21 protein-coding genes and 1 tRNA gene are annotated in these 19,905 nt (G+C 63.9%); 7 read left to right on the top strand and 15 right to left on the bottom strand.

Annotated features, from left to right (window positions below; all coding sequences use genetic code 11):
* Positions 1 to 128 precede the first annotated feature (128 nt).
* The 5 genes from eno to tpiA form a co-directional block, all read right to left on the bottom strand.
* Complete coding sequence (gene eno, locus BKM74_RS09695) at positions 129 to 1,403, bottom strand: phosphopyruvate hydratase (protein ID WP_086465489.1); 1,275 nt, start codon at positions 1,401 to 1,403, stop codon at positions 129 to 131.
* A 114-nt stretch (positions 1,404 to 1,517) separates the two neighbouring features.
* Positions 1,518 to 2,369, bottom strand: coding sequence for a 3-deoxy-8-phosphooctulonate synthase (kdsA, locus tag BKM74_RS09690; RefSeq protein ID WP_086465488.1), 852 nt, complete (start codon positions 2,367 to 2,369; stop codon positions 1,518 to 1,520).
* A gap of 31 nt (positions 2,370 to 2,400) precedes the next feature.
* The gene (locus BKM74_RS09685; protein ID WP_086465487.1) at positions 2,401 to 4,029 is read right to left on the bottom strand and encodes a CTP synthase; all 1,629 of its coding nucleotides are present in this window, start codon (positions 4,027 to 4,029) and stop codon (positions 2,401 to 2,403) included.
* A gap of 119 nt (positions 4,030 to 4,148) precedes the next feature.
* Entirely contained in the window at positions 4,149 to 4,499 is a 351-nt protein-coding gene (gene secG / locus BKM74_RS09680) for a preprotein translocase subunit SecG (protein WP_086465486.1), read from the bottom strand.
* Between the two features lie 65 nt (positions 4,500 to 4,564).
* Positions 4,565 to 5,317: a triose-phosphate isomerase gene (gene tpiA, locus BKM74_RS09675; RefSeq protein ID WP_086465485.1), complete on the bottom strand. Its 753-nt coding sequence runs from the start codon at positions 5,315 to 5,317 to the stop codon at positions 4,565 to 4,567.
* Between the two features lie 238 nt (positions 5,318 to 5,555).
* Between tpiA and BKM74_RS09670 the strand changes: the two genes are divergently transcribed.
* The 5 genes from BKM74_RS09670 to BKM74_RS09650 all read left to right on the top strand — a co-directional run bounded on the left by BKM74_RS09670 (position 5,556) and on the right by BKM74_RS09650 (position 10,984).
* Positions 5,556 to 7,439 (top strand): peptidyl-prolyl cis-trans isomerase, encoded by a 1,884-nt coding sequence (locus BKM74_RS09670; RefSeq protein ID WP_086465484.1) that lies wholly within the window; start codon positions 5,556 to 5,558, stop codon positions 7,437 to 7,439.
* 34 nt (positions 7,440 to 7,473) lie between these two features.
* Positions 7,474 to 8,979 carry an anthranilate synthase component I gene (trpE, locus tag BKM74_RS09665; protein WP_086465483.1) on the top strand — a complete coding sequence of 502 codons (1,506 nt, stop codon included), beginning with the start codon at positions 7,474 to 7,476 and terminating at the stop codon, positions 8,977 to 8,979.
* Between the two features lie 95 nt (positions 8,980 to 9,074).
* Positions 9,075 to 9,323 carry a hypothetical protein gene (locus tag BKM74_RS09660; protein WP_086465482.1) on the top strand — a complete coding sequence of 83 codons (249 nt, stop codon included), beginning with the start codon at positions 9,075 to 9,077 and terminating at the stop codon, positions 9,321 to 9,323.
* A gap of 49 nt (positions 9,324 to 9,372) precedes the next feature.
* Positions 9,373 to 9,876: a hypothetical protein gene (locus BKM74_RS09655; RefSeq protein WP_086465481.1), complete on the top strand. Its 504-nt coding sequence runs from the start codon at positions 9,373 to 9,375 to the stop codon at positions 9,874 to 9,876.
* Positions 9,877 to 9,919: 43 nt separating this feature from the next.
* Positions 9,920 to 10,984: a response regulator gene (locus BKM74_RS09650; RefSeq protein WP_086465480.1), complete on the top strand. Its 1,065-nt coding sequence runs from the start codon at positions 9,920 to 9,922 to the stop codon at positions 10,982 to 10,984.
* 9 nt (positions 10,985 to 10,993) lie between these two features.
* Here BKM74_RS09650 and BKM74_RS09645 read toward each other — a convergent pair whose 3' ends face one another.
* Positions 10,994 to 11,728 (bottom strand): aldolase, encoded by a 735-nt coding sequence (locus BKM74_RS09645; RefSeq protein ID WP_086465479.1) that lies wholly within the window; start codon positions 11,726 to 11,728, stop codon positions 10,994 to 10,996.
* 134 nt (positions 11,729 to 11,862) lie between these two features.
* Between BKM74_RS09645 and BKM74_RS09640 the strand changes: the two genes are divergently transcribed.
* Complete coding sequence (locus BKM74_RS09640) at positions 11,863 to 12,282, top strand: hypothetical protein (protein ID WP_086465478.1); 420 nt, start codon at positions 11,863 to 11,865, stop codon at positions 12,280 to 12,282.
* A gap of 14 nt (positions 12,283 to 12,296) precedes the next feature.
* Here BKM74_RS09640 and BKM74_RS09635 read toward each other — a convergent pair.
* The 8 genes from BKM74_RS09635 to BKM74_RS09600 form a co-directional block, all read right to left on the bottom strand.
* A tRNA-Pro gene (locus BKM74_RS09635) sits at positions 12,297 to 12,373 on the bottom strand.
* A 76-nt stretch (positions 12,374 to 12,449) separates the two neighbouring features.
* Complete coding sequence (locus tag BKM74_RS09630) at positions 12,450 to 13,001, bottom strand: MerR family transcriptional regulator (protein WP_086465477.1); 552 nt, start codon at positions 12,999 to 13,001, stop codon at positions 12,450 to 12,452.
* Positions 13,002 to 13,038: 37 nt separating this feature from the next.
* A complete protein-coding gene (locus tag BKM74_RS09625) occupies positions 13,039 to 13,350 on the bottom strand; it encodes an integration host factor subunit alpha (protein WP_086465476.1) in 312 nt (103 codons plus the stop codon).
* 111 nt (positions 13,351 to 13,461) lie between these two features.
* Positions 13,462 to 14,436 carry a beta-ketoacyl-ACP synthase III gene (locus BKM74_RS09620; protein ID WP_086465475.1) on the bottom strand — a complete coding sequence of 325 codons (975 nt, stop codon included), beginning with the start codon at positions 14,434 to 14,436 and terminating at the stop codon, positions 13,462 to 13,464.
* Positions 14,436 to 15,482, bottom strand: coding sequence for a phosphate acyltransferase PlsX (gene plsX, locus BKM74_RS09615; protein WP_086465474.1), 1,047 nt, complete (start codon positions 15,480 to 15,482; stop codon positions 14,436 to 14,438). Before plsX ends, BKM74_RS09620 begins: the two co-directional genes overlap by 1 nt.
* A gap of 26 nt (positions 15,483 to 15,508) precedes the next feature.
* Positions 15,509 to 15,685: a 50S ribosomal protein L32 gene (gene rpmF, locus BKM74_RS09610; protein ID WP_086465473.1), complete on the bottom strand. Its 177-nt coding sequence runs from the start codon at positions 15,683 to 15,685 to the stop codon at positions 15,509 to 15,511.
* 122 nt (positions 15,686 to 15,807) lie between these two features.
* A complete protein-coding gene (locus BKM74_RS09605; protein WP_086465472.1) occupies positions 15,808 to 16,383 on the bottom strand; it encodes a YceD family protein in 576 nt (191 codons plus the stop codon).
* Positions 16,380 to 16,973: a ubiquinol-cytochrome C chaperone family protein gene (locus BKM74_RS09600; protein ID WP_086465471.1), complete on the bottom strand. Its 594-nt coding sequence runs from the start codon at positions 16,971 to 16,973 to the stop codon at positions 16,380 to 16,382. Before BKM74_RS09600 ends, BKM74_RS09605 begins: the two co-directional genes overlap by 4 nt.
* Before the next feature lie 254 nt (positions 16,974 to 17,227).
* On the opposite strand from BKM74_RS09600, the gene BKM74_RS09595 reads away from it, so the two are divergent.
* Positions 17,228 to 17,665, top strand: coding sequence for an outer membrane protein assembly factor BamE (locus BKM74_RS09595; RefSeq protein WP_245825883.1), 438 nt, complete (start codon positions 17,228 to 17,230; stop codon positions 17,663 to 17,665).
* A gap of 83 nt (positions 17,666 to 17,748) precedes the next feature.
* Here BKM74_RS09595 and BKM74_RS09590 read toward each other — a convergent pair whose 3' ends face one another.
* A complete protein-coding gene (locus tag BKM74_RS09590) occupies positions 17,749 to 19,827 on the bottom strand; it encodes a sodium-translocating pyrophosphatase (RefSeq protein ID WP_086465469.1) in 2,079 nt (692 codons plus the stop codon).
* Positions 19,828 to 19,905 lie beyond the last annotated feature (78 nt).

The following is a 19,905-nucleotide window of genomic DNA, read 5'->3' as shown; positions in this document are numbered from 1 at the left end:
CCTTCTTGAAACTCGCCTCCATCCGCCTCATGATCAGAAAGCTCTGCAATCAATCATAAAGTCTCCGGACAGACTCTCATAGAAAAAGGCGGCCCGGAGGCCGCCCCTTTCCCAATCGGCCGAAAGGCTTAGCGCAGGATCGCGGTGCCTGCGTAGCGCGCGGCGCTGCCCAGCTGCTCCTCGATGCGCAGCAGCTGATTATACTTCGCCAGCCGGTCGGAGCGGCTGAGCGAGCCGGTCTTGATCTGCCCGCAATTGGTGGCGACCGCCAGATCGGCGATGGTCGCATCCTCGGTCTCGCCGGAGCGGTGCGACATCACGGCGGTGTAGCCGGCGCGGTGCGCGCGCTCGACCGCCTCCAGCGTCTCCGACAGCGTACCGATCTGGTTCACCTTGATGAGGATGGAGTTGGCGACACCGCGTGCGATGCCGTCCGACAGGCGCTCCGGGTTGGTGACGAACAGATCGTCGCCGACCAGCTGCACCTTGCCGCCCAGCGCGTCGGTGAGCGCCTTCCAGCCGTCCCAGTCATCCTCGGCCATGCCATCCTCAATGGAGACGATGGGATAGCGCGCGCACAGATCGGCATACAGCTTCACCATGCCGGCAGCATCCAGGCTCTTGCCCTCGCCCTCCAGCACGTATTTGCCGCCCTTGTAGAACTCGCTGGCCGCCGAATCGAGGCCGAGCGCGATATCGGCGCCCGGCTTGTAACCGGCCGCCTCGATGGCCTTCATGATGAAGGCCAGTGCTTCATCCGCGCTCTTCAGGTTCGGCGCGAAGCCGCCCTCGTCACCGACATTGGTGTTGTGGCCGGCATCCTTCAGCTGCGTCTTCAGATGCTGGAACACCTCGGCGCCCATGCGCAGCGCCTCGGCGAAGCTGTCCGCGCCGACCGGCAGGATCATGAATTCCTGGAAGTCGATGGGGTTATCGGCATGCGCGCCGCCATTGATGATGTTCATCTGCGGCACTGGCAGGGTGCGGGCATAGACGCCGCCGACATGGCGGTAGAGCGGCAGGCCGAGGTCAGCCGCCGCAGCCTTGGCGACCGCAAGGCTGACGCCAAGAATGGCATTGGCGCCGAGGCGCGCCTTGTTCGGCGTACCATCCAGATCGATCATCATCTGGTCGATATGCACCTGCTCGGTGGCGTCGATGCCCGACAGCGTGTCGAAAATCTCGCCATTCACCGCATCGATCGCCTTCTGGACCCCCTTGCCCAGATAGCGGCCCTTGTCGCCGTCGCGCAGCTCCAGTGCCTCATGCGTGCCGGTGGAGGCGCCGGATGGCACGCCGGCCCTGCCAGTGGCGCCACTTTCCAGCGTCACATCGACCTCGACGGTCGGGTTGCCGCGGCTGTCGAGAATTTCACGGGCGACGATATCGATGATGGCGCTCATGGCGTGATGGCCTCCGGGTGGCAAGGAACGAAGCTGGAAACGAAACTGGAAAAAAGCTGGCTGGCGACTCATAGCCGCCTGCCCAAAAGATGACAAGCCGGCTTACATGTCAGGTCAGCCGATCGAAACCGGATTCGCCTTGGCCAGACGGTCGAAAGCGAGCAGCGTTTCCAGCAGCGCCGGCATCGCCTTCAGCGGCACCATGTTCGGCCCGTCAGACGGCGCGTTGTCGGGATCCTGATGGGTTTCCATGAAGACCGCCGCCACGCCGATGGATAGCGCCGCGCGCGCCAGGACCGGCACGAATTCGCGCTGGCCGCCGCTGCTGGTGCCCTGCCCGCCAGGCTGCTGCACCGAATGGGTGGCGTCGAACACCACCGGGCAGCCGGTCTGCGCTGCCATGATCGGCAGGGAGCGCATGTCGCTGACCAGCGTGTTGTAGCCAAAGCTGGCACCGCGTTCGGTGACCAGCACATTCTCGTTGCCGCTCTCGAACAGCTTGGCGACCACGTTCTTCATGTCCCAGGGGGCGAGGAACTGGCCCTTCTTCACATTCACTGTCCGGCCGGTCTTCGCCGCCGCGACCAGCAGGTCGGTCTGGCGGCACAGGAAGGCCGGAATCTGCAGCACATCCACCGCTTCGGCGACCGCCGCACAATGGTCGGGCTGATGCACATCGGTCAGCACCGGGCAACCATAGGTCTCGCGCACCTCGGCCATGATCGGCAGGCTCTTGGCCATGCCCAGGCCGCGCTCGCCCTTGATGCTGGTGCGGTTCGCCTTGTCATAGGAGGTCTTGTAGATCAGGCCGATGCCCAGCTTGCCGGTCAGTTCGGCCAGCGCATGGCTCATCTCCAGCGCGTGCTGCCGGCTTTCCAGCTGGCACGGGCCGGCGATCAGGGTGAACGGCTTGTCGTTGCCGATCTCCAGCTTGCCGACGCGGACGAGACGCTGTGCGACGCTCATGGCACTTCCCCAAGGGTCAAGATCAGTAGGTTCAGACCAGCCGCGACTGTTCGAGGGCCGCTTTCACGAAAGAGGTGAACAGCGGATGCGGATCAAACGGCTTCGACTTCAATTCGGGATGGAACTGCACGCCGACAAACCAGGGGTGGTCGGGGATCTCGACCACTTCGGGCAGCTCGCCATCCGGTGACATGCCGGAGAAGCGCAGGCCCACCTGCTCCAGCCGGTCCTTGTAGTTGATGTTGACCTCATAGCGATGGCGATGCCGTTCGCTGATCAACTGCTTGCCGTAAATCTCCTCCAGCTTGCTGCCGGCAGCGACGGCGCAATCATAGGCACCAAGCCGCATGGTGCCGCCCAGATTGCCTTCGGCGCTGCGGCGCTCCACTTCGTTGCCGCGCGTCCATTCGGTCAGCAATCCGACGACCGGCTCGTCCGACGGACCGAACTCGGTGCTGCTGGCCTTCGGCAGGTTCACCAGCGTGCGGGCCGCCTCGATCACCGCCATCTGCATGCCGAAACAGATGCCGAAATAGGGCACATTGCGCTCGCGCGCGAAGCGCACCGCCGCGATCTTGCCCTCGCTGCCACGCTCGCCGAAGCCGCCCGGCACCAGGATGCCATGCACATCCTCCAAAAAATGGACGGCATCCTCGCGCTCGAAGATCTCGGCGTCCATCCAGTGCAGATTGACTTTCACATTGTTGGCGATACCGCCATGCGCAAGGGCCTCGGCCAGCGACTTGTAGGCATCGAACACGGACGTGTACTTGCCGACCACGGCGATCTTCACCTCGCCTTCGGGCTGGCGGATGTGGCTGGCGATGGACTCCCACCCCGACAGGTCCGGCTCAACATCAGAGGTCAGGCCGAAATGGCGCAGCACCTGGGTGTCCAGTCCCTGCTTGTGATATTCGATGGGGACCGCATAAATCGTATCGACATTCAGCGCCGGGATGACCGCTTCCTGGCGGACGTTGCAGAACAGCGCGATCTTGCGCCGTTCATCCTCGCTGATGGTCATTTCCGAGCGGCACAGCAGCATGTCGGGCTGAATACCGACCGACAGCAGTTCCTTCACCGAATGCTGGGTCGGCTTGGTCTTCAACTCGCCGGCGGCGCTGACATAGGGCAGCAGCGTGACATGCAGGAACATCACCCGCTCGCGCCCCATCTCGTTGCCGAGCTGGCGGATCGCCTCCAGGAAGGGCAGGCTTTCGATATCGCCGACCGTGCCGCCGATCTCGCAGATGATGAAATCCTCGCCATTCACGTCAGCACGGACGAATTCCTTGATCGCGTCGGTAACGTGCGGGATCACCTGCACGGTGGCGCCCAGATAATCGCCGCGCCGCTCGCGCTCGATCACGGTCGAATAGATACGGCCGGTCGTCACATTGTCGCTGCGGCGCGCGGGAATGCCGGTGAAACGCTCATAATGGCCGAGGTCGAGATCGGTTTCCGCACCATCATCGGTGACGAAAACCTCGCCATGCTGCAGCGGGCTCATCGTGCCGGGATCGACATTCAGATAGGGGTCCAGCTTGCGCAGCCGGATGGCATAGCCGCGCGATTGCAGCAGCGCACCCAGCGCTGCCGACGCCAGCCCCTTGCCAAGAGATGAAACCACGCCGCCGGTAACGAAAATAAAACGCGTCATGGACCTGCAAACTACATCAGAAAAGCCCAACCGTCATGCGACAAGTTGGGCTTACAGGAAAGGACGGCCGCGGCATGAAACCGTGACCGGCGGGAAGGCAAGACAGCCGGCAAGGCCGCTTACTGGCTGACCGGCGCGCGGGGCGTCGCCGGGGCTGTACCGGTGCCCTGCGGGGCGCCCGGAAGCTGGGTGCCGGCCGGCTGCGTCGAGATATCGTCCACGATGGAACGTGGCTGGCTGTGACCGCCGGCCAGAATCGCCAGGACCAGGCTGGTCGCCATGAAACAGGCGGCCAGGATCGCCGTCGTCCGGGTAAGGAAATTGGCGCTGCCGCGCGCGGTCATGAAGCCGCCACCGCCGCCGCCACCGCCGCCGATACCAAGTCCGCCGCCTTCGCTGCGCTGGATCAGAACGATACCGATCAGCACCAGAGCCAAAAGGCTATGGATGACCAGGATGATCGTGGTCATGAAAAACCTGCGGGTTGCCTAAAGAATAAGATTGCCGGTGTTGTAGCCTCTCGGAGGCCATTTTGCTAGCCGCAACTTTGGCAGATCGCCCAAAAATCCCCGTGGGATAGGCTGGCCCCGCCGACCAGCGCGCCATCGACATTGGCGACCGCCAGCAACTCCGCCGCGTTACCCGGCTTCACCGAACCGCCATAGAGGATGCGCACGGCTGCCGCATCGGCAACCGCACCGCCCAGCGCCTTGCGGAGCGCCGCGTGCATGTCGGCCACCTGCGCCACAGTCGGCGTGCGCCCGGTGCCGATGGCCCAGACCGGCTCATAGGCAACGACGAGGCTGCCGGCGGACGCCCCTTCCGGAAGCGACTGAAGCAGCTGCGCGACCACGATCTCCTCCGCCTTGCCGGAATCGCGCTCGGCCTCGGTCTCGCCGACGCAGACGATGGCGACAAGGCCGGCAGCCAGCGCGGCCTCCGCCTTTGCCTTCACGGTGGCATTATCCTCGCCATGCAGGCTGCGGCGTTCGGAATGGCCGACGATGACATAGGCGCAGCCGGCATCCGCCAGCATCGGTGCCGCGACATTACCGGTAAAGGCGCCGGACGGTGCCGCATGGCAATCCTGCGCGCCGAGCGCGAGGCCAGCCTCACCGCACAGCGGCGCCAGCGCGCCCAGCAGGGTGAAGGGCGGGCACACCAGCACGTCACAGGCCGGCTTCGGCTCACTGGCCAGGCTTGCCCCCAGCGCGCGGACCAGGGCTTCCCCTTCCGCCTTCAGCAGGTTCATCTTCCAATTGCCGGCGATCAGCTTGCGTGGCGCCATCGGCTGCCCTCCCGTCAGGTTCGTCGGTTATGTCTATCGCTTTCGGGGCGGTTACTAGCATGCCCGCCGGGGTTTCTGCCAGTCCGTGCTCAATCCCGTCAGGAAACCGGCCCATTTCAGGTTGCGGCGGAAAGCGCCGCCCCTCTATGATGCCCGGCCTCTCCGGCCAAAATTACCGGCAGAGTCGCCCGGGCGGTTTCCGGGCGGTTTTCCGCTCAACCGAAAGCCTTGACCGACCATGCTGCAGTCGATCCGAACCAAGACCGCGTCCTGGGTTGTAAAGATTCTCTTTGCCCTTCTCGTTCTCAGCTTCGCCGTCTGGGGCGTCGAGGACATGTTCCGGGGCGGGAGTACCAGCAATATCGTCATCACGGTCGAGGATGTCGAAATTCCGGCGCAACAGGTCAGCGAGCGCCTGCAGTCCGAGATCGCAACCTTGCGCCAGCGTTTCGGCCAGACCATCACGACCGAACAGGCCCGCCAGCTCGGCCTGCTCGACACGGTCATCGACAGCATGGCGAACGACGCCGTCTTTCTGGCTTTCGCGCGGGACCGCGGCATCGCGGTGACGGATGAGATGGTGCGCGAAGCCATCGCCGGGGAACCCGCCTTCAGGGGACCGGATGGCAGTTTCAGCCGCGACCAGTTCGTCGCCGCCCTGCGCTCGGTCGGCATGACCGAGGAGGGCTACGTCCAGACCATGCGCCGCGAACTGATGCGCCAGAATGTCATCAACGCCACGCTGGCAAGCGCCTCGGCGCCCGATGTACTGGTGGACCGGCTCTATCGCCACCGCAACGAGAAGCGCGTTGCCGATCTGATCTTCCTCGCCAACAGCGCCATGCAGGACGTGGCGCAGCCGACCGAGGCGGAGCTGGCCGAGTTCCACAAATCCAACGAGCGCCGCTATCTGGCGCCGGAATACCGCTCCGTCAGTTTCGTTACCCTGACGGCGCAGTCGCTGGCCGCCGAAACCCTGATTCCCGACGAGGAACTGCGCCGCGAATATGAGGCGCGGGCCGCAGGGTACGCCACGCCCGAGACGCGCGACCTGTCGCAGATGCTGTTCTCCGACGAGGAAAAGGCGAAGCAGGCTGCCACTGCCCTGGCTGGCGGCCAGGACTTTGCCGCCGTGGCGCAGGAACTGGCCGGCATGGGGCCGGGCGACCTGACTCTCGCCGGCGTCTCCAAGGGTGACCTTGTCGGCGGGCTTGGCGACGCCGTGTTCGCCCTCCCGGAAGGCGGCGTTTCCGAGCCGCTGAACAGCCCCTTTGGCTGGCACCTTTTCCGCGTCGATGCCATCAAGCCGGCCACGACCCGCAGCTTCGAGGAGGTGCGCGAGCAACTGCGCGCCGAGATGGCGCAGGAAAGCGCGCTCGACCAGCTCTTCGAGATGGCGAACCGGCTGGAGGATGGGCTGGCCAGTGGCGCCACGCTGGAAGAAACCGCCCAGAGCCTGAATGCCCCGCTGCGCAAGCTGGAAAACATCACCCGCACGGGACAGACCGCCGACGGGACGGCACTGACCGATTTGCCCGCTCCCGAGCGTTTTCTGGAAGCCGCCTTCCAGACCACCCGGGGTGAGCAGAGCAACACCATCGAAGGCCAGGACGGCAGCTTCACCGTGCTGCGTGTCGACAGCGTGACCGAGCCGGCCGTGAAGCCGTTCGACAGCGTGCGCGACCAGGTGAAGGAAGATGTGCTGGCCGAACGCCGCGCCGAGGCGGCGAAGCAGAAGGCCGAGGCGCTTGCCGATCAGGTCAAGGGCGGCACCGCCATCGCCGATGCGGCCGGGTCCGCCGGCCTGTCCAGCGCCACCACCGCCCCCTTCACGCGGGACGGCCAGGGGCTGGAAAACCTGCCGCGCAGCCTCGCCTCCGCCGCCTTCCGCCTCGACACCGGCGCGGTACAGGTGGTCGGCGCGCAGGATGGCCAGTATGTGATGGTGCTGAAGGAGATTCGCCCGGCCGATCCGGCGCAGGCCGAGGAAGGCGCCCTCGACCAGCTGCGCCAGTCGCTGAGCCAGGGCATGGGCAATGATCTTTATGCCAGCCTCACCGCTGGCCTGCGCCAGTCCTACCCGGTCAAGATCGACCAGGCCGTCATCGACCGTTTCTTCTGATCTTCCACATTCCAGATCGAGCCCAGACCGAGCCATGAGCACCTTCCCCGATCGCGACGCCTTCATCCGGACCTTCGAAGCGGGAAAGCATCAGCTGGTCTGGACCACTCTGGTTGCCGATCTGGAAACGCCCGTCTCCGCCATGCTGAAGCTGGCGGATGGCAGCCCCAACTCCTTCCTGTTCGAATCGGTTGAAGGCGGCGCCATCCGGGGGCGCTATTCCATCATCGGGCTGAAACCGGACCTGATCTGGCGCTGCAATGGCGAAACGGCGGAGATCAACCGTCAGGCGCGCTTCGACGATACCGCCTTCGTCCGCGACGAAAAGCCGACGCTGGAGAGCCTGCGCGCGCTGATCGAGGAATGCCGGATCGAGGTTCCCGAGAAGCTGCCGCCGATGGCCAGCGGCCTGTTCGGCTATATGGGCTATGACATGGTTCGGCTGATGGAAAAGCTGCCGAACCCGAAGCCGAAGCCCTACGAGGTTCCGGACGGCATGTTCGTCCGCCCGACCGTCATCGCTGTGTTCGATAATATCGAGGACAGTGTCACCCTGATCACTCCGGCCCGTGCCGAGCCCGGCCTCGATGCGGAGTCAGCCTATCGTCAGGCGCGCGAGCGGCTGTCCGATGTGATCGAGGATTTCGGCCGGTCCCTACCCTTCCGCCGGGAAGCGAGCGGCGCGACGGCAACGCCGCCGGAGCCGACCTCCAACACCACGCGCGAGGAATTTCATGCGATGGTGGAGAAGGCCAAGGATTATATCCTTGCCGGCGACGCCTTCCAGGTGGTGCCCTCGCAGCGTTTCGAGGTGCCTTTCAAACTGCCGCCGATCGCGCTGTACCGGTCGTTGCGCAGGCTGAACCCCTCGCCTTTCCTGTTCCTGCTGGATTTCGGAGACTTCTCCATTGTCGGCTCCAGCCCGGAAATCCTGGTGCGGCTGCGCGACGAGACGGTGACGATCCGCCCCTTGGCCGGCACGCGCAAGCGCGGCGCCACGCCGGAGGAGGACAAGGCGCTGGAAGAGGATCTGCTTGCCGACCCGAAGGAACGGGCCGAGCATCTGATGCTGCTTGACCTCGGGCGCAACGATGTCGGGCGCGTCTCGCAGATCGGCACGGTGCAGGTCAAGGGCAAGTTCATGGTCGAGCGCTATTCCCACGTCATGCACATTGCCAGCCATGTCGAGGGCAAGATCCAGCCGGAACTGGACGCCGTGGACGCGCTGTGCGCCGGCTTCCCCGCCGGCACCGTGTCCGGCGCACCGAAGGTGCGGGCGATGGAGATCATCGACGAGCTGGAGAAGTCGCGGCGCGGCATCTATGCCGGCGCGGTTGGCTATTTCTCGGCTAATGGCGCGATGGATACCTGTATCGCTTTGCGCACCGCGCTGGTGAAGGACGGCGTCATGCATGTGCAGGCAGGCAGCGGTGTGGTGTCGGACAGCGACCCCGAATCCGAATATCAGGAGAGCATCAACAAGTCGCGCGCGCTGGTCCGCGCCGCACAGGAGGCCGTGCGCTTCGCCGCTGCACGCTGAAACCCATCCGGCTTGGCGAGTCCCACCATCCCCGGCTACCATGTTCTCCGTCCCGCCAGTAGCGGATTGGGACAGCAGCGGACAGGGAGCCGTCTATGCCCGCCAAGGCCGGCCGCAAGACACCAACCCCGGCACAGCGCAGCTGGCTGAGCCGCGGCATCGACCAGCCCGGCGGCAAGCTGCCGCTGTTCGATGGCGACGGCCAGCGCGTGAACGCACAGACCATCCGGTCCTGCATCGACCAGGGCTGGGCCGAACCCTGGTTCGCAAACCCGCTGAAACCGGACTGGCTTGTCTGCAAACTGACCGAGGCCGGCCGCATGGCACTTGCCAGCGAACCGTGACCGCGTATCGTACGGAAAACGAAAACGGCTGCCGGAACAGGACACCCACATGAAGCTCAACGATTACTTGTCCGTTGTCGCGCAAAGCGCACCGAGCGACTGGACCGTCAGCAAGGTGCCGACCTTCATGTACCGGCTGGTTCCAGCCAGGGGCGCCGATAACCGGACGCTGGATTTCGAGCTGCAGGAACATACGGCACTGATCATCTTCCGCCGCGACATCCGCTTCTCTATGGCCTTCGGGTTGGTCCAGAACGCCAATTTCAACGATGACTGGGCGACCAATTTCCCCAACAAGCGGGCGCAGAGCGTGTTGCTGGATTTCCTGTTCGGCGGCGCCATGGTGTTTCGCGACACGCTGGCCGCGGTGGATGGCTGGAAGTGCCTGCTACCGCAACCTTCGCCCGAACAGGTCGAAGCGCCCTTCCAGATCCCCGAGAAACAGCATGCCATCGCCAAGCTGGTGCATGCGCTGGTCGGGCCGAACACCAATTTCGAGACCTATTTCCAGCGTTGCGGCATGCGTGTCGTGAAGACCGACTGGCCGGCCTGACCCCTTCGCCGCCTCAACCGGAACCCGGAGTCTCCTCCCCGCGATGAGCTATCGTCTCGACCGCCTGTCGATCCTGCTGGTGGAAGACAGCGACATTATCCGCAAGCTGCTGTTCAGTATCCTGCGGTCGCTGGATGTGGGCCAGGTTTACACCGCACGCAACGGGCAGGAAGCCATCGACTTCCTTATGTCGCGGGCGCGCAGCGGCTTGCCGGGCCAAGCGCCGGTCGATCTGATCCTCAGCGACCTGGTCATGGCCCCGACCGATGGCGCCATGCTGCTGCGCTGGGTGCGGCGCAGTGAGGATTCGCCGGACCGTTTCCTGCCGTTCGTGATGATCAGCGGTGCGGTTGACCGCAAGCGTGTGGCGGAAGTGCGCGATCTCGGCGTCAGCGAATTCCTGGCCAAACCCTTTTCCATCGCCGCCGTCGCCGCGCATCTCCAGGCCGCCATCGAGAATCCGCGCCAGTTCATCCTGACGCAGGATTATTTCGGCCCTGATCGGCGGCGCACCAGCCAGGAAATCGAAGGCGAGGAAAGGCGCATCGCCAAGAAAAACGAGGTTGCCGTTCTCTATTCCGCGCGTTCCCTGCGCTCGGTTCCCGGCAATGCGAAATGCTGGGTGTTCCGGCTGTCCAACCGGGCCAAGGAAAAAATCCTGGCTCTCGGCGGCACGATGGAAGGCGGCATCGATCCGTCGCTGCTGAAGGCGGCCGAACAGCAGATCCAGAAGATGGAAAGCGATTATGCCGACTGGGTGCGCGACTACGCCGCCCAGCTCCAGGCGCAGCACGCCATCGCGGTGAAAGACCCGAGCATGGCCTGGAAGCCGTTGAAGGCGATGAATCTGATCGCGCACGAGCTGCGCGGCCAGGGATCGACCTTCGGCTATCCACTGATCACCACCTTCGGCCGCTCGCTTTATGAATATACGGCGCTGGACAAGGACACCACCAGCGCCAGCCCGGACCTGCTGGAACTCATCAAGGCCCATATCGACGGGCTGCGGGCGGTCATCGCCGACAAGGTGAAGGGTGATGGCGGCGCTATCGGCAAGGAGCTGGTCAGGATGCTGCAAATTGCCGTGAAGAAGTACAAGGGCGGTTGAGCGGCTTTTTTAATCCGCGTAATCCGGCGATTCCCGCTGCAGAATCCGCTTCAGTGCCTGGAAATGCAGCTGGGCGTTCAGCCGCTCGCCTTCGATCTGCTCGCAGGTCATGGCGGCAACCTGCGGGTCAATCGGCTTCAGCGGCCGTCCCGTGGACATGGCCAGCACCTGATGCTGGCAGGCGCGCTCCAGGTAATAGAGATCGTCGAAGGCATCCGCGACGGTCGGCCCGACCACGATCACCCCGTGATTGGCCAGAAACAGCACCCGCTTGTCGCCCAGCACCTCGGCGATCCGGAAGCCTTCCTCGAAATCCAGCACCAGCCCGTTATACTTGTCGTCATAGGCGATCTGGTCGAGATAGCGCAGCGCGTTCTGGCTGACCATCTCCAGCCTGCCCTCCTGCACCAGGCACAGCGCCGTGGCATAGGGCATGTGGGTGTGCAGGACGCAGGCCGCCTTCGGATTGGTGCGGTGGATCGCCGAATGGATATAGAACGCCGTCGGTTCCGGCGGGTGATAGCCGCCATGGGCATTCCCCTCCGCATCCAGGATACAGAGATCGCTGGCGCGGATTTCCGAGAAATGCAGGCCGTGCGGATTGATCAGGAAGCGATCCGTCTCGCCGGGAACGGCCAGGCTGAAATGATTGCAGACACCTTCGTGGAAATTCATCCGCACAGCCCACCGGAAGGCGGCCGCGAGGTCGATCCTGGCCTGTTCTTTCTGATCGATGATCGGCATTGAGACCTTCCGGAATGAATGGTGGACAAGAACGTCTGTCTGGACGCAAGACAGGTTTGACGCGCAGTCTAGCGCTGCGCCCCCGGTGCCGGCAACGCCAGCTCTGGGGTTCCGATACGGATATGACAGTATTTATGACACAAGACAGCACCATTGCCTGGCGCCTGACGGCAAGCTACCGCAACCTCCGGCACGCGGCGCGGCTGGTCGATCTCGACGTGAATGCGCTGGTGATCGAGGATGCGGCCGGTCTCGCCGCGAACGACGCCATCCCGGCCAGCCTCGACTGCCCCAGCTATTTCTGCGACAAGGCGCAGTTCATCCTGATCCTGTCGGAACTTGTGCGCGATGGCGTGCGCTTCGATATCGCGCTGCATGAGATCGAGGCCGGGAGCGGTACTTCCCTTGCCTACGCGACTCTGCATCCGAGGCTGGACGAGCGCACGCTGGCCCTGTTGCGGAGTCTGGACCCGGCCACGGCAGCGCAAATGACGGCGATGAACGACAGCATCGAGGCCGTGTTCGAACGATTACGCCAGCAGATTACAGGATAGGATTGGGGGAAGACTGGTCGGAGCGGCCGGATTTGAACCGACGACCCCTTGTCCCCCAGACAAGTGCGCTACCAGGCTGCGCTACGCTCCGACCGAGGACGCGGACCATAACGACCATCGCCGCGCCGCGCAACGGTTTCAAGCCGCAAGGAATGCGATTTTCGGTGCTATTTCCGGGCCGCCTGCCGCAACAGGCCCGACAGCTCGGTCAATTCCTGCAAGGCCGTCTCAATTTCTAGTCGCGCGGATGGCGCCAGGGCCGCCGTCTTTTCGCCGGAAGCAGAGAACAGGTCGGTTTCCTCCGCCTCATCCTCATCCTCCCCACCCCCTTGGCCTCCCGCTTGGCCATTGGGGGCGCTTTCGGAAAAGCCTTCGGCCGCCAGCCCCTCGTCCTCATCCTCGTCGGGATCATCATCCCCGCCATCGCGGTGGATGCCGTCGCGCAGCAGCCGCTGCACGCCCTTGATCGTATAGCCATCCTTGTAGAGAAGCTCGCGGATGCGGCGCAGCAGATCGACATCCTCAGGGCGGTAATAGCGACGTCCGCCGCCCCGCTTCATGGGCCTGATCTGCGAGAATTTGGTTTCCCAGAACCGCAGGACGTGCGGCGGAACGTCGAGTTCCGAGGCAACCTCACTGATCGTCCTGAAAGCAGCGGCCGACTTGCCACTGCCCCGGCGCTGCGAGGAGGACGGACTACTCACGGTTTCCACGCTCATTTCCCCCGGTCCGACACTGTGTCAGCCAAGAAAACCCTCAACCCCGTTTGCCGGAAAGCAGGGCATTGATCCGGTTCTTCAGCACATGCGACGGGCGGAAGACCAGAACGCGGCGCGGCAGGATCGGCACTTCCTCGCCGGTCTTCGGATTCCGCCCGATGCGGCGGCCCTTCTGCCGCACCGAAAAGCTGCCGAAGGATGAAATTTTCACCATCTCGCCGCGCTCCAGCGCGTCGGCAACCTCATTCAGAACGGTCTCCACCAGATCGGCGGACTCGTTCCGTGACAGGCCAACTTCCTGATATACCGCTTCGCTCAACTGCGCACGGGTAACGGTTTTTTCGGTCATGCCATGCCTCCCCAAGGAAAGTCACGGTAACGCGACCGGATAAATCCGTCAATTACAAAGGGATGAGCCGGGTTTTTTAAGTGAGATTTAACATGAGGGCTGGCGGCGAACTCAAATCCGCAGGAGTCCGGCCCCCCAGGCCAGCCCGCCGCCGATCGCCTCAAGCACGACAAGGTCGCCCGGCTTGATCCGGCCATCATCCATCGCCTCGGCCAGCGCCAGAGGCACGGAGGCCGCCGAAGTATTGGCGTGGCGGTCGATGCACAGCACGACCTTGTCCTCGTCCAGGCCGAAACGCTGGCGCATGCTGTCGATGATGCGCTTGTTGGCCTGATGCGGCACCAGCCAGTCGATATCGGAAGCGGTCAGCCCATTGGCCTCCAGCGCCTCCTCGATAACCGCGCCCAGCTTTGTTACTGCGTGTTTATAGACATGCTGGCCGACCATCCGCACATGCCCGACCGTGCCGGTCGAGGACGGGCCGCCATCGACATAGAGCGCGTCATGCTCGCGCCCGTCGGAATGCAGATGGGTGGACAGCAGACCCCGGTCGCCTGGCTTGCCCTCGGCTTCTTCCGCCGTCAGCAGCACCGCGCCGGCGCCATCGCCAAACAGCACGCAGGTCGAACGGTCTTCCCAGTCGAGAATGCGGGAGAAGGTTTCCGCGCCGATGACCAGCACATTCCTGGCCTGCCCCGACTTGATGAAATTATCCGCGATGGCCAGCGCATAGATGAAGCCGGCACACACCGCCTGCACATCGAAGGCGGCGCCGCGTGTCATGCCGAGCGCGGCCTGCACCTTGGTCGCCGTGGCCGGGAAAGTTTCGTCCGGCGTCGTCGTCGCGACGATCACAAGATCGATATCCGCCGCCACCTTGCCGGCCACCGCCATCGCCTTGCGGGCAGCACCCAGCGCCAGGTCCGAGGTCAGCTCGCCTTCTCCGGCGATATGACGCTGGCGGATGCCGGTGCGCTGCACGATCCACTCGTCCGTGGTATCCACGCGCTGGGCCAGTTCAGCATTGGTGACAATACGCGCCGGCAGGTAGCCGCCCCAGCCAACCAGACGAGACCGGTAGATCATTATATCGCTGCCGCCTTTTTCTCGTTCAATTCCTGGGTCAGATTGCCGATCTCGTCCCGGATGCGCTCGATGAACCCTTGGCGGCATAGATCAGCGGCAACACCGATGGCGTTGGCAAAACCGAACTCATCCGTACCACCGTGGCTTTTCACCACGATCCCGTTAAGGCCCAGGAACATCGCGCCATTGTAGCGCCGGGGGTCCACGCGCTGCGTCAGCCGCTTCAGGGCGGTCCGGCTCAGCACATAGCCGACCCGGGCCATGAGCGAGGATTTGAAGCATTCGCGCAGGAAAGTGGTGATCAGCTTCGCCATCCCCTCCGCCGTCTTCAGGGCGACATTGCCGGTGAAGCCGTCGGTCACGATGACATCGACCGTACCGGCAGCGATATCGTCGCCTTCGACAAAGCCGCGGAAATCGAGGGGGAGCGTCGTTGCCCGCAGAATTGCCGCCGCCGCGCGGATATGCTCGTGGCCCTTCTGGTCCTCGGCGCCGACATTCAACAGGCCGATGGTCGGTTTCGGCATGCCAAGAACCGCGCGCGCGAAAACATCGCCCATAATGGCGAACTGCACCAGATTTGCGGCATCGCAATCGATATTGGCGCCCAGATCCAGCATGACGCTTTCGCCGCGCCGGGTCGGGAAGAAGGACGCGATCGCCGGGCGATCGATACCGGGCACCGTGCGCAGGGCAACCTTCGACATCGCCATCAACGCGCCGGTATTGCCCGCGGACACCATGCCGGAGGCACTGCCCTCGCGCACCGCTTCGATGGCATGGCGCATGCTGGTATCGCGGCTGTTGCGCAAGGCAACGGACGGCTTCACATCGGCGCCAACGACATCCGGCGAATGGCGGATTTCCGCAGCCTTGCTGAGCGGGCTGTCCTTCGGGATGAGAGCCGCAATCTCTTCTTCCCGGCCAAAAATGATAAACCGGAGATCGGGAAGGCGCTCAAGCGCGATCTCCGCTCCCCGGATCACCATTTCCGGCGCTTTGTCGCCACCCATGGCATCCAGGGCAAGCGTGACACGAGCGCTCAAAGGATCAGCCCCCCATTCGGCAAGCCTCAGGCCGCCTCGGAAACCTCACGGCCCTTATAATACCCGCACGACGAACAGACGTGATGCGGCAGCTTCGGCTCGCCGCAGTTCGGGCACTCGTTGGACAGCGTCGCGGTGATCGAATCATGCGAGCGGCGCATGTTGCGGCTCGAACTGGATTTCTTTTTCTTCGGAACAGCCATGGGTCCGACTTTCTGAGCAATTCAAAGATGGGTCGCAGACTTGCCATATCGCGCGAGACTGCGGAGCGCGCTTGTTTAGCTAAAAACCTGCCGCGCAGCAAGCCGTTCGCGCAGGTTCCCCGCTATTTTTGGAATTTATCCGCCAATTCCGCGAAGGGATTGGCTTTCTCGAGCGGTTCATCCTCCGCATTCAAGGTAACGCCACGGCGCCTTGCCGGCAATTCCGCCTCGGGAAGACGCGGATACGGGTCGAGCATCACGGCGAGCTGCTGCACCATCGCCTCCCCGGCATCGATCCGGCCATTCACGATCGGGTCGGGGATTTCGTCATCCTCGGCCTCGGCAAAGAAATCGAGCCCCTCCTCCATCGCGCGCTGCATCAGCTCCGCATCGCTCGGCGCATTCTCGGAGAAATACTGGGTGAAATGCTCTTCGATCCGCACCGGCACCGGCTGCAGGCTGACCACGCAACGCTGCGCCAGATCGGCGACGAGATCGGCCTCGAGGACGAAGCCATCCGCCTTTTCGCGAAATTCGACAATCGCCTCCAGACGGTCCAGCGCCAGCAGATCGAGACGGCGGGCAAGCGCCTCGCGCTCCTCCGGTTCCGCACGGATCGTCATCGACAGGCCATTGCGGCCAATCTTCGATACCAGAACCGGCCGGGAGAATTCCGGTTTCGCTTCTTCAGCGCTCATGCCTGCGCTCCTTCCGTTTCTGGCTGGCCTTCCGTTTCCGGCTGGCCAGCAAGGACCAGATCCAGCGAGATTCCAGGCTCGCCGGTGCGCACCGCCGCGACCGGAAGCCCGGCAAAGGCGCTGTCCAGACGCCGCAGAACTCCCGCCATGCGCGCCAGAACCGCTTCATCGGGTGTGACCGTGCCATAGAGATTGCGGCGCAGCGCGACTCCGAGTGCCTCACCGCCCTCTTCCAGCGCCTTGTCGTAGGCGGCGATGCGGCCATAAAACCCCTCGGCCATGCGCTTGATGCGCGGCGCGACGCCGAGGTCGCCCGCTCCCAGCTCACGCAGGCTCTGGTCCAGGTCGGCGAACATGGTGTCGAACAAATCCTGGGAGAAGTCCGCGTTCCCCTCACCCTCCCGGCGCAGGCGGCGCAGCGCCAGATAAACGAACAGGGACAGCATCTCGAAACGGCCATCCACCGTGTCCGGCACGCCGAGATCGGTATAGAAGCGTGGATCCCGCGCCAGCGCGACCAGGGCCAGATAGAGCCTGTCGGCGCTTTCCCGCCGTCGCGCGGCCTTGCTGAAGAACTTGCTGAAGGGCATGGATGCTCAATTCGTATCGACCGGACCATTCCCCCCGCGGCAAGATTGACAGCCGCGAAGGACGGTGCGAGTTTCTGCCCTATAGATCGCGTGACCCGGCCTGCAGGTCAAGCTGCCGTGGCAAATTATGCCGAGCCTGCCATTGGGCTGTCGTGTGGACCAACAGATCAGGCGTGATGTTCAAGCTCATTTCCCTTCCTGCTTTTCGTGCTCCCCGCAGCCGTTGCCTGGGGATCGCCCTCGCTGGCGCCCTGATGGCATCTGCCATGGCCGGCTGCGCGCCGATTGTCGATACCCGCGGAAACATGGTCGATAACGACCGGATAGAAACCGTGAAGATCGGCCAGACCAGCCGCGAGCAGGTGCAGCAAGCTCTCGGCTCGCCCTCGGCGACAGCTTTGTTCGACAATGAGAACTGGTACTATATCGGCAAGCGTACCGAGACACTGGCGTTTTTCGCGCCGGAAGTGCTGGAGCAGCAGGTCGTCATCATCAGCTTCGACAAGGATGGTATCGTCAGCGGCATCGACCGGCTGGACAAGGAGAACGGCAATCAGGTGCAGATCGTCGAGCGCACCACCCCCACGGCCGGTGCCGAAATGACCTTCCTGCAGCAGATGTTCGGAAATCTCGGCCGCTTTAATGCGGTGGACAGCCGCGGCGCCTTGCCAACCGGCGGTATCGGCCGCTAAGGCCTTCGCACCGACAGTCAGGAAAGCACAAAAAACGCCCCCGGTATTTCCGGGGGCGTTTTTCTTGTCGGACCTTTATCCCGTCAATGCGCCAGCGCGGCCAAGAGCAGGATGGCGACGATGTTGATGATCTTGATCATCGGGTTCACCGCCGGGCCGGCCGTGTCCTTGTAGGGATCGCCGACCGTATCGCCGGTCACCGCGGCCTTGTGGGCATCAGAGCCCTTGCCGCCATGATGACCGTCCTCGATATACTTCTTGGCATTGTCCCAGGCACCACCGCCCGAGGTCATCGAGATCGCCACGAACAGGCCGGTCACGATGGTGCCGAGCAGCATCGCACCCACCGCCGTGAAGGCGGCAGCCTGACCGCCGATCAGGGCGATCACAACATAGAGGAAGACCGGCGCCAGCACCGGCAGCAGCGACGGGACGATCATCTCCTTGATCGCCGCCTTGGTCAGCATGTCTACCGCATTGCCATATTCCGGCTTGGCGGTGCCTTCCATGATGCCCGGAATTTCCCTGAACTGCCGGCGCACCTCCACGACCACGGCACCCGCCGCGCGGCCGACCGCCATCATGCCCATCGCGCCGAACATGTAGGGCAGCAGGCCACCGAAGAAGAGGCCGATCACCACATAGGGATCCTGCAGGCGGAACTGCACATCCAGATCCGGGAAATAATGCTTCAGATCCTCGGTATAGGCCGCGAACAGCACCACGGCGGCCAGACCGGCGGAACCGATGGCATAGCCCTTGGTCACCGCCTTGGTGGTGTTGCCGACCGCGTCCAGCGCGTCCGTCACCTCACGGACCTCTGGCGGAAGCTCCGCCATTTCGGCGATGCCGCCGGCATTGTCGGTTACCGGACCATAGGCATCGAGCGCCACCACCATGCCAGCCAGCGCCAGCATCGTCGTCGCGGCGATGGAAATGCCGAACAGCCCGGCCGCGATGTAGGAGACCAGGATGCCGCCGCAGATCACCAGCACCGGCAGGGCACAGGCCTCCATCGACACGGCAAGGCCCTGGATGATGTTGGTGGCATGGCCGGTCTCGGAAGCCTTGGCGACGCTGCGCACCGGCCGGTAGTCGGTACCGGTGTAATATTCCGTGATCCAGACGATGAGGCCGGTGACCACCAGGCCGGTGATCGCGCAAACCAGCAGGTTGGCGCCTGTCACCGTACGGCTGCCCGCCTCCATCGGGTTGGAGAAGCCCAGCATGTAGCCGGTGGCGATGACGATCAGCCCCGCCGAAATCACCGCACTGACGATCAGCCCCTTGTACAGGGCCGCCATGATCTTCTTGCTGGCGCCCAGCTTCACGAAGAAGGTGCCGACAACCGAACCCAGAATACAGACAGCGCCGATGACCAGCGGATAGGCCATCAGGGTCGGCTGCAGTGCCGGTGCGAAGAAGATCGCGGCCAGCAGCATGGTGGCGACAACGGTAACGGCATAGGTCTCGAACAGGTCGGCCGCCATACCGGCGCAATCGCCGACATTGTCGCCGACATTATCCGCGATCACCGCCGGATTGCGGGGGTCGTCCTCGGGAATGCCGGCCTCGATCTTGCCGACCAAGTCGGCGCCGACATCAGCGCCCTTGGTGAAGATACCGCCGCCGAGGCGGGCGAAGATGGAGATCAGCGAAGCGCCGAAGCTCAAGGCGACCAGCGCCTCCAGGATGCTGCGGATCGGCGTGCCCATCTGCAGCAGGATAAGGTAATAGACGGCAACGCCCAGCAGGCCGAGACCGACCACCAGCATGCCGGTGATCGCGCCGGACTTGAACGCGATGTCCAGCGCCGGCGCAAGGCCGTGGCGCGCCGCCTCGGCTGTGCGGACATTGGCGCGCACCGACACGTTCATGCCGATATAGCCGGCGATGCCGGACAGTACGGCACCGATCACGAAGCCGACGGCGCTGAGCACGCCCAGCGTCAGCACCAGAATAACGGCAACGACGACGCCGACAATGGCGATCGCCCTGTACTGCCGGTTGAGATAGGCGTTCGCCCCTTCCTGGATCGCCCCCGCGATCTCCTGCATCCTCGCGGAACCAGCGCTGGCCGCCAGCACGCCACGGGATGCATAAAGCCCGTAGAGCAGCGCGACCGCGCCGCAGGCAACGACAAATAAGTATAAACCCGACATGAATGTGAGCCCCTTGTTGCGTCGGCCGGCCCGGAGGCCGCACCGCCTTATCCTTTATTTTGGACATGGCAGGGCAAG

The organism is Oceanibaculum nanhaiense (genome assembly GCF_002148795.1).
Taxonomy (GTDB): domain Bacteria; phylum Pseudomonadota; class Alphaproteobacteria; order Oceanibaculales; family Oceanibaculaceae; genus Oceanibaculum; species Oceanibaculum nanhaiense.
The sequence above is the reverse complement of the archived record's forward strand: the minus strand, read 5'-3'. Positions and strand labels throughout refer to the sequence as shown.

Excerpts from the sequence above, each read along its gene's own strand:
- rpmF (WP_086465473.1), bottom strand. The coding sequence starts at position 15,685 with ATGGCTGTTCCGAAGAAAAAGAAATCCAGTTCGAGCCGCAACATGCGC.
- BKM74_RS09685 (WP_086465487.1), bottom strand. The coding sequence starts at position 4,029 with ATGACGCGTTTTATTTTCGTTACCGGCGGCGTGGTTTCATCTCTTGGC.
- trpE (WP_086465483.1), top strand. The coding sequence starts at position 7,474 with ATGAGCACCTTCCCCGATCGCGACGCCTTCATCCGGACCTTCGAAGCG.
- BKM74_RS09590 (WP_086465469.1), bottom strand. The coding sequence starts at position 19,827 with ATGTCGGGTTTATACTTATTTGTCGTTGCCTGCGGCGCGGTCGCGCTG.
- BKM74_RS09600 (WP_086465471.1), bottom strand. The coding sequence starts at position 16,973 with ATGCCCTTCAGCAAGTTCTTCAGCAAGGCCGCGCGACGGCGGGAAAGC.
- BKM74_RS09650 (WP_086465480.1), top strand. The coding sequence starts at position 9,920 with ATGAGCTATCGTCTCGACCGCCTGTCGATCCTGCTGGTGGAAGACAGC.
- BKM74_RS09595 (WP_245825883.1), top strand. The coding sequence starts at position 17,228 with ATGGCATCTGCCATGGCCGGCTGCGCGCCGATTGTCGATACCCGCGGA.
- BKM74_RS09655 (WP_086465481.1), top strand. The coding sequence starts at position 9,373 with ATGAAGCTCAACGATTACTTGTCCGTTGTCGCGCAAAGCGCACCGAGC.
- eno (WP_086465489.1), bottom strand. The coding sequence starts at position 1,403 with ATGAGCGCCATCATCGATATCGTCGCCCGTGAAATTCTCGACAGCCGC.
- kdsA (WP_086465488.1), bottom strand. The coding sequence starts at position 2,369 with ATGAGCGTCGCACAGCGTCTCGTCCGCGTCGGCAAGCTGGAGATCGGC.
- BKM74_RS09605 (WP_086465472.1), bottom strand. The coding sequence starts at position 16,383 with ATGAGCGCTGAAGAAGCGAAACCGGAATTCTCCCGGCCGGTTCTGGTA.
- tpiA (WP_086465485.1), bottom strand. The coding sequence starts at position 5,317 with ATGGCGCCACGCAAGCTGATCGCCGGCAATTGGAAGATGAACCTGCTG.
- BKM74_RS09660 (WP_086465482.1), top strand. The coding sequence starts at position 9,075 with ATGCCCGCCAAGGCCGGCCGCAAGACACCAACCCCGGCACAGCGCAGC.
- secG (WP_086465486.1), bottom strand. The coding sequence starts at position 4,499 with ATGACCACGATCATCCTGGTCATCCATAGCCTTTTGGCTCTGGTGCTG.
- BKM74_RS09670 (WP_086465484.1), top strand. The coding sequence starts at position 5,556 with ATGCTGCAGTCGATCCGAACCAAGACCGCGTCCTGGGTTGTAAAGATT.
- BKM74_RS09620 (WP_086465475.1), bottom strand. The coding sequence starts at position 14,436 with ATGATCTACCGGTCTCGTCTGGTTGGCTGGGGCGGCTACCTGCCGGCG.
- BKM74_RS09630 (WP_086465477.1), bottom strand. The coding sequence starts at position 13,001 with ATGAGCGTGGAAACCGTGAGTAGTCCGTCCTCCTCGCAGCGCCGGGGC.
- BKM74_RS09640 (WP_086465478.1), top strand. The coding sequence starts at position 11,863 with ATGACACAAGACAGCACCATTGCCTGGCGCCTGACGGCAAGCTACCGC.
- BKM74_RS09645 (WP_086465479.1), bottom strand. The coding sequence starts at position 11,728 with ATGCCGATCATCGATCAGAAAGAACAGGCCAGGATCGACCTCGCGGCC.
- BKM74_RS09625 (WP_086465476.1), bottom strand. The coding sequence starts at position 13,350 with ATGACCGAAAAAACCGTTACCCGTGCGCAGTTGAGCGAAGCGGTATAT.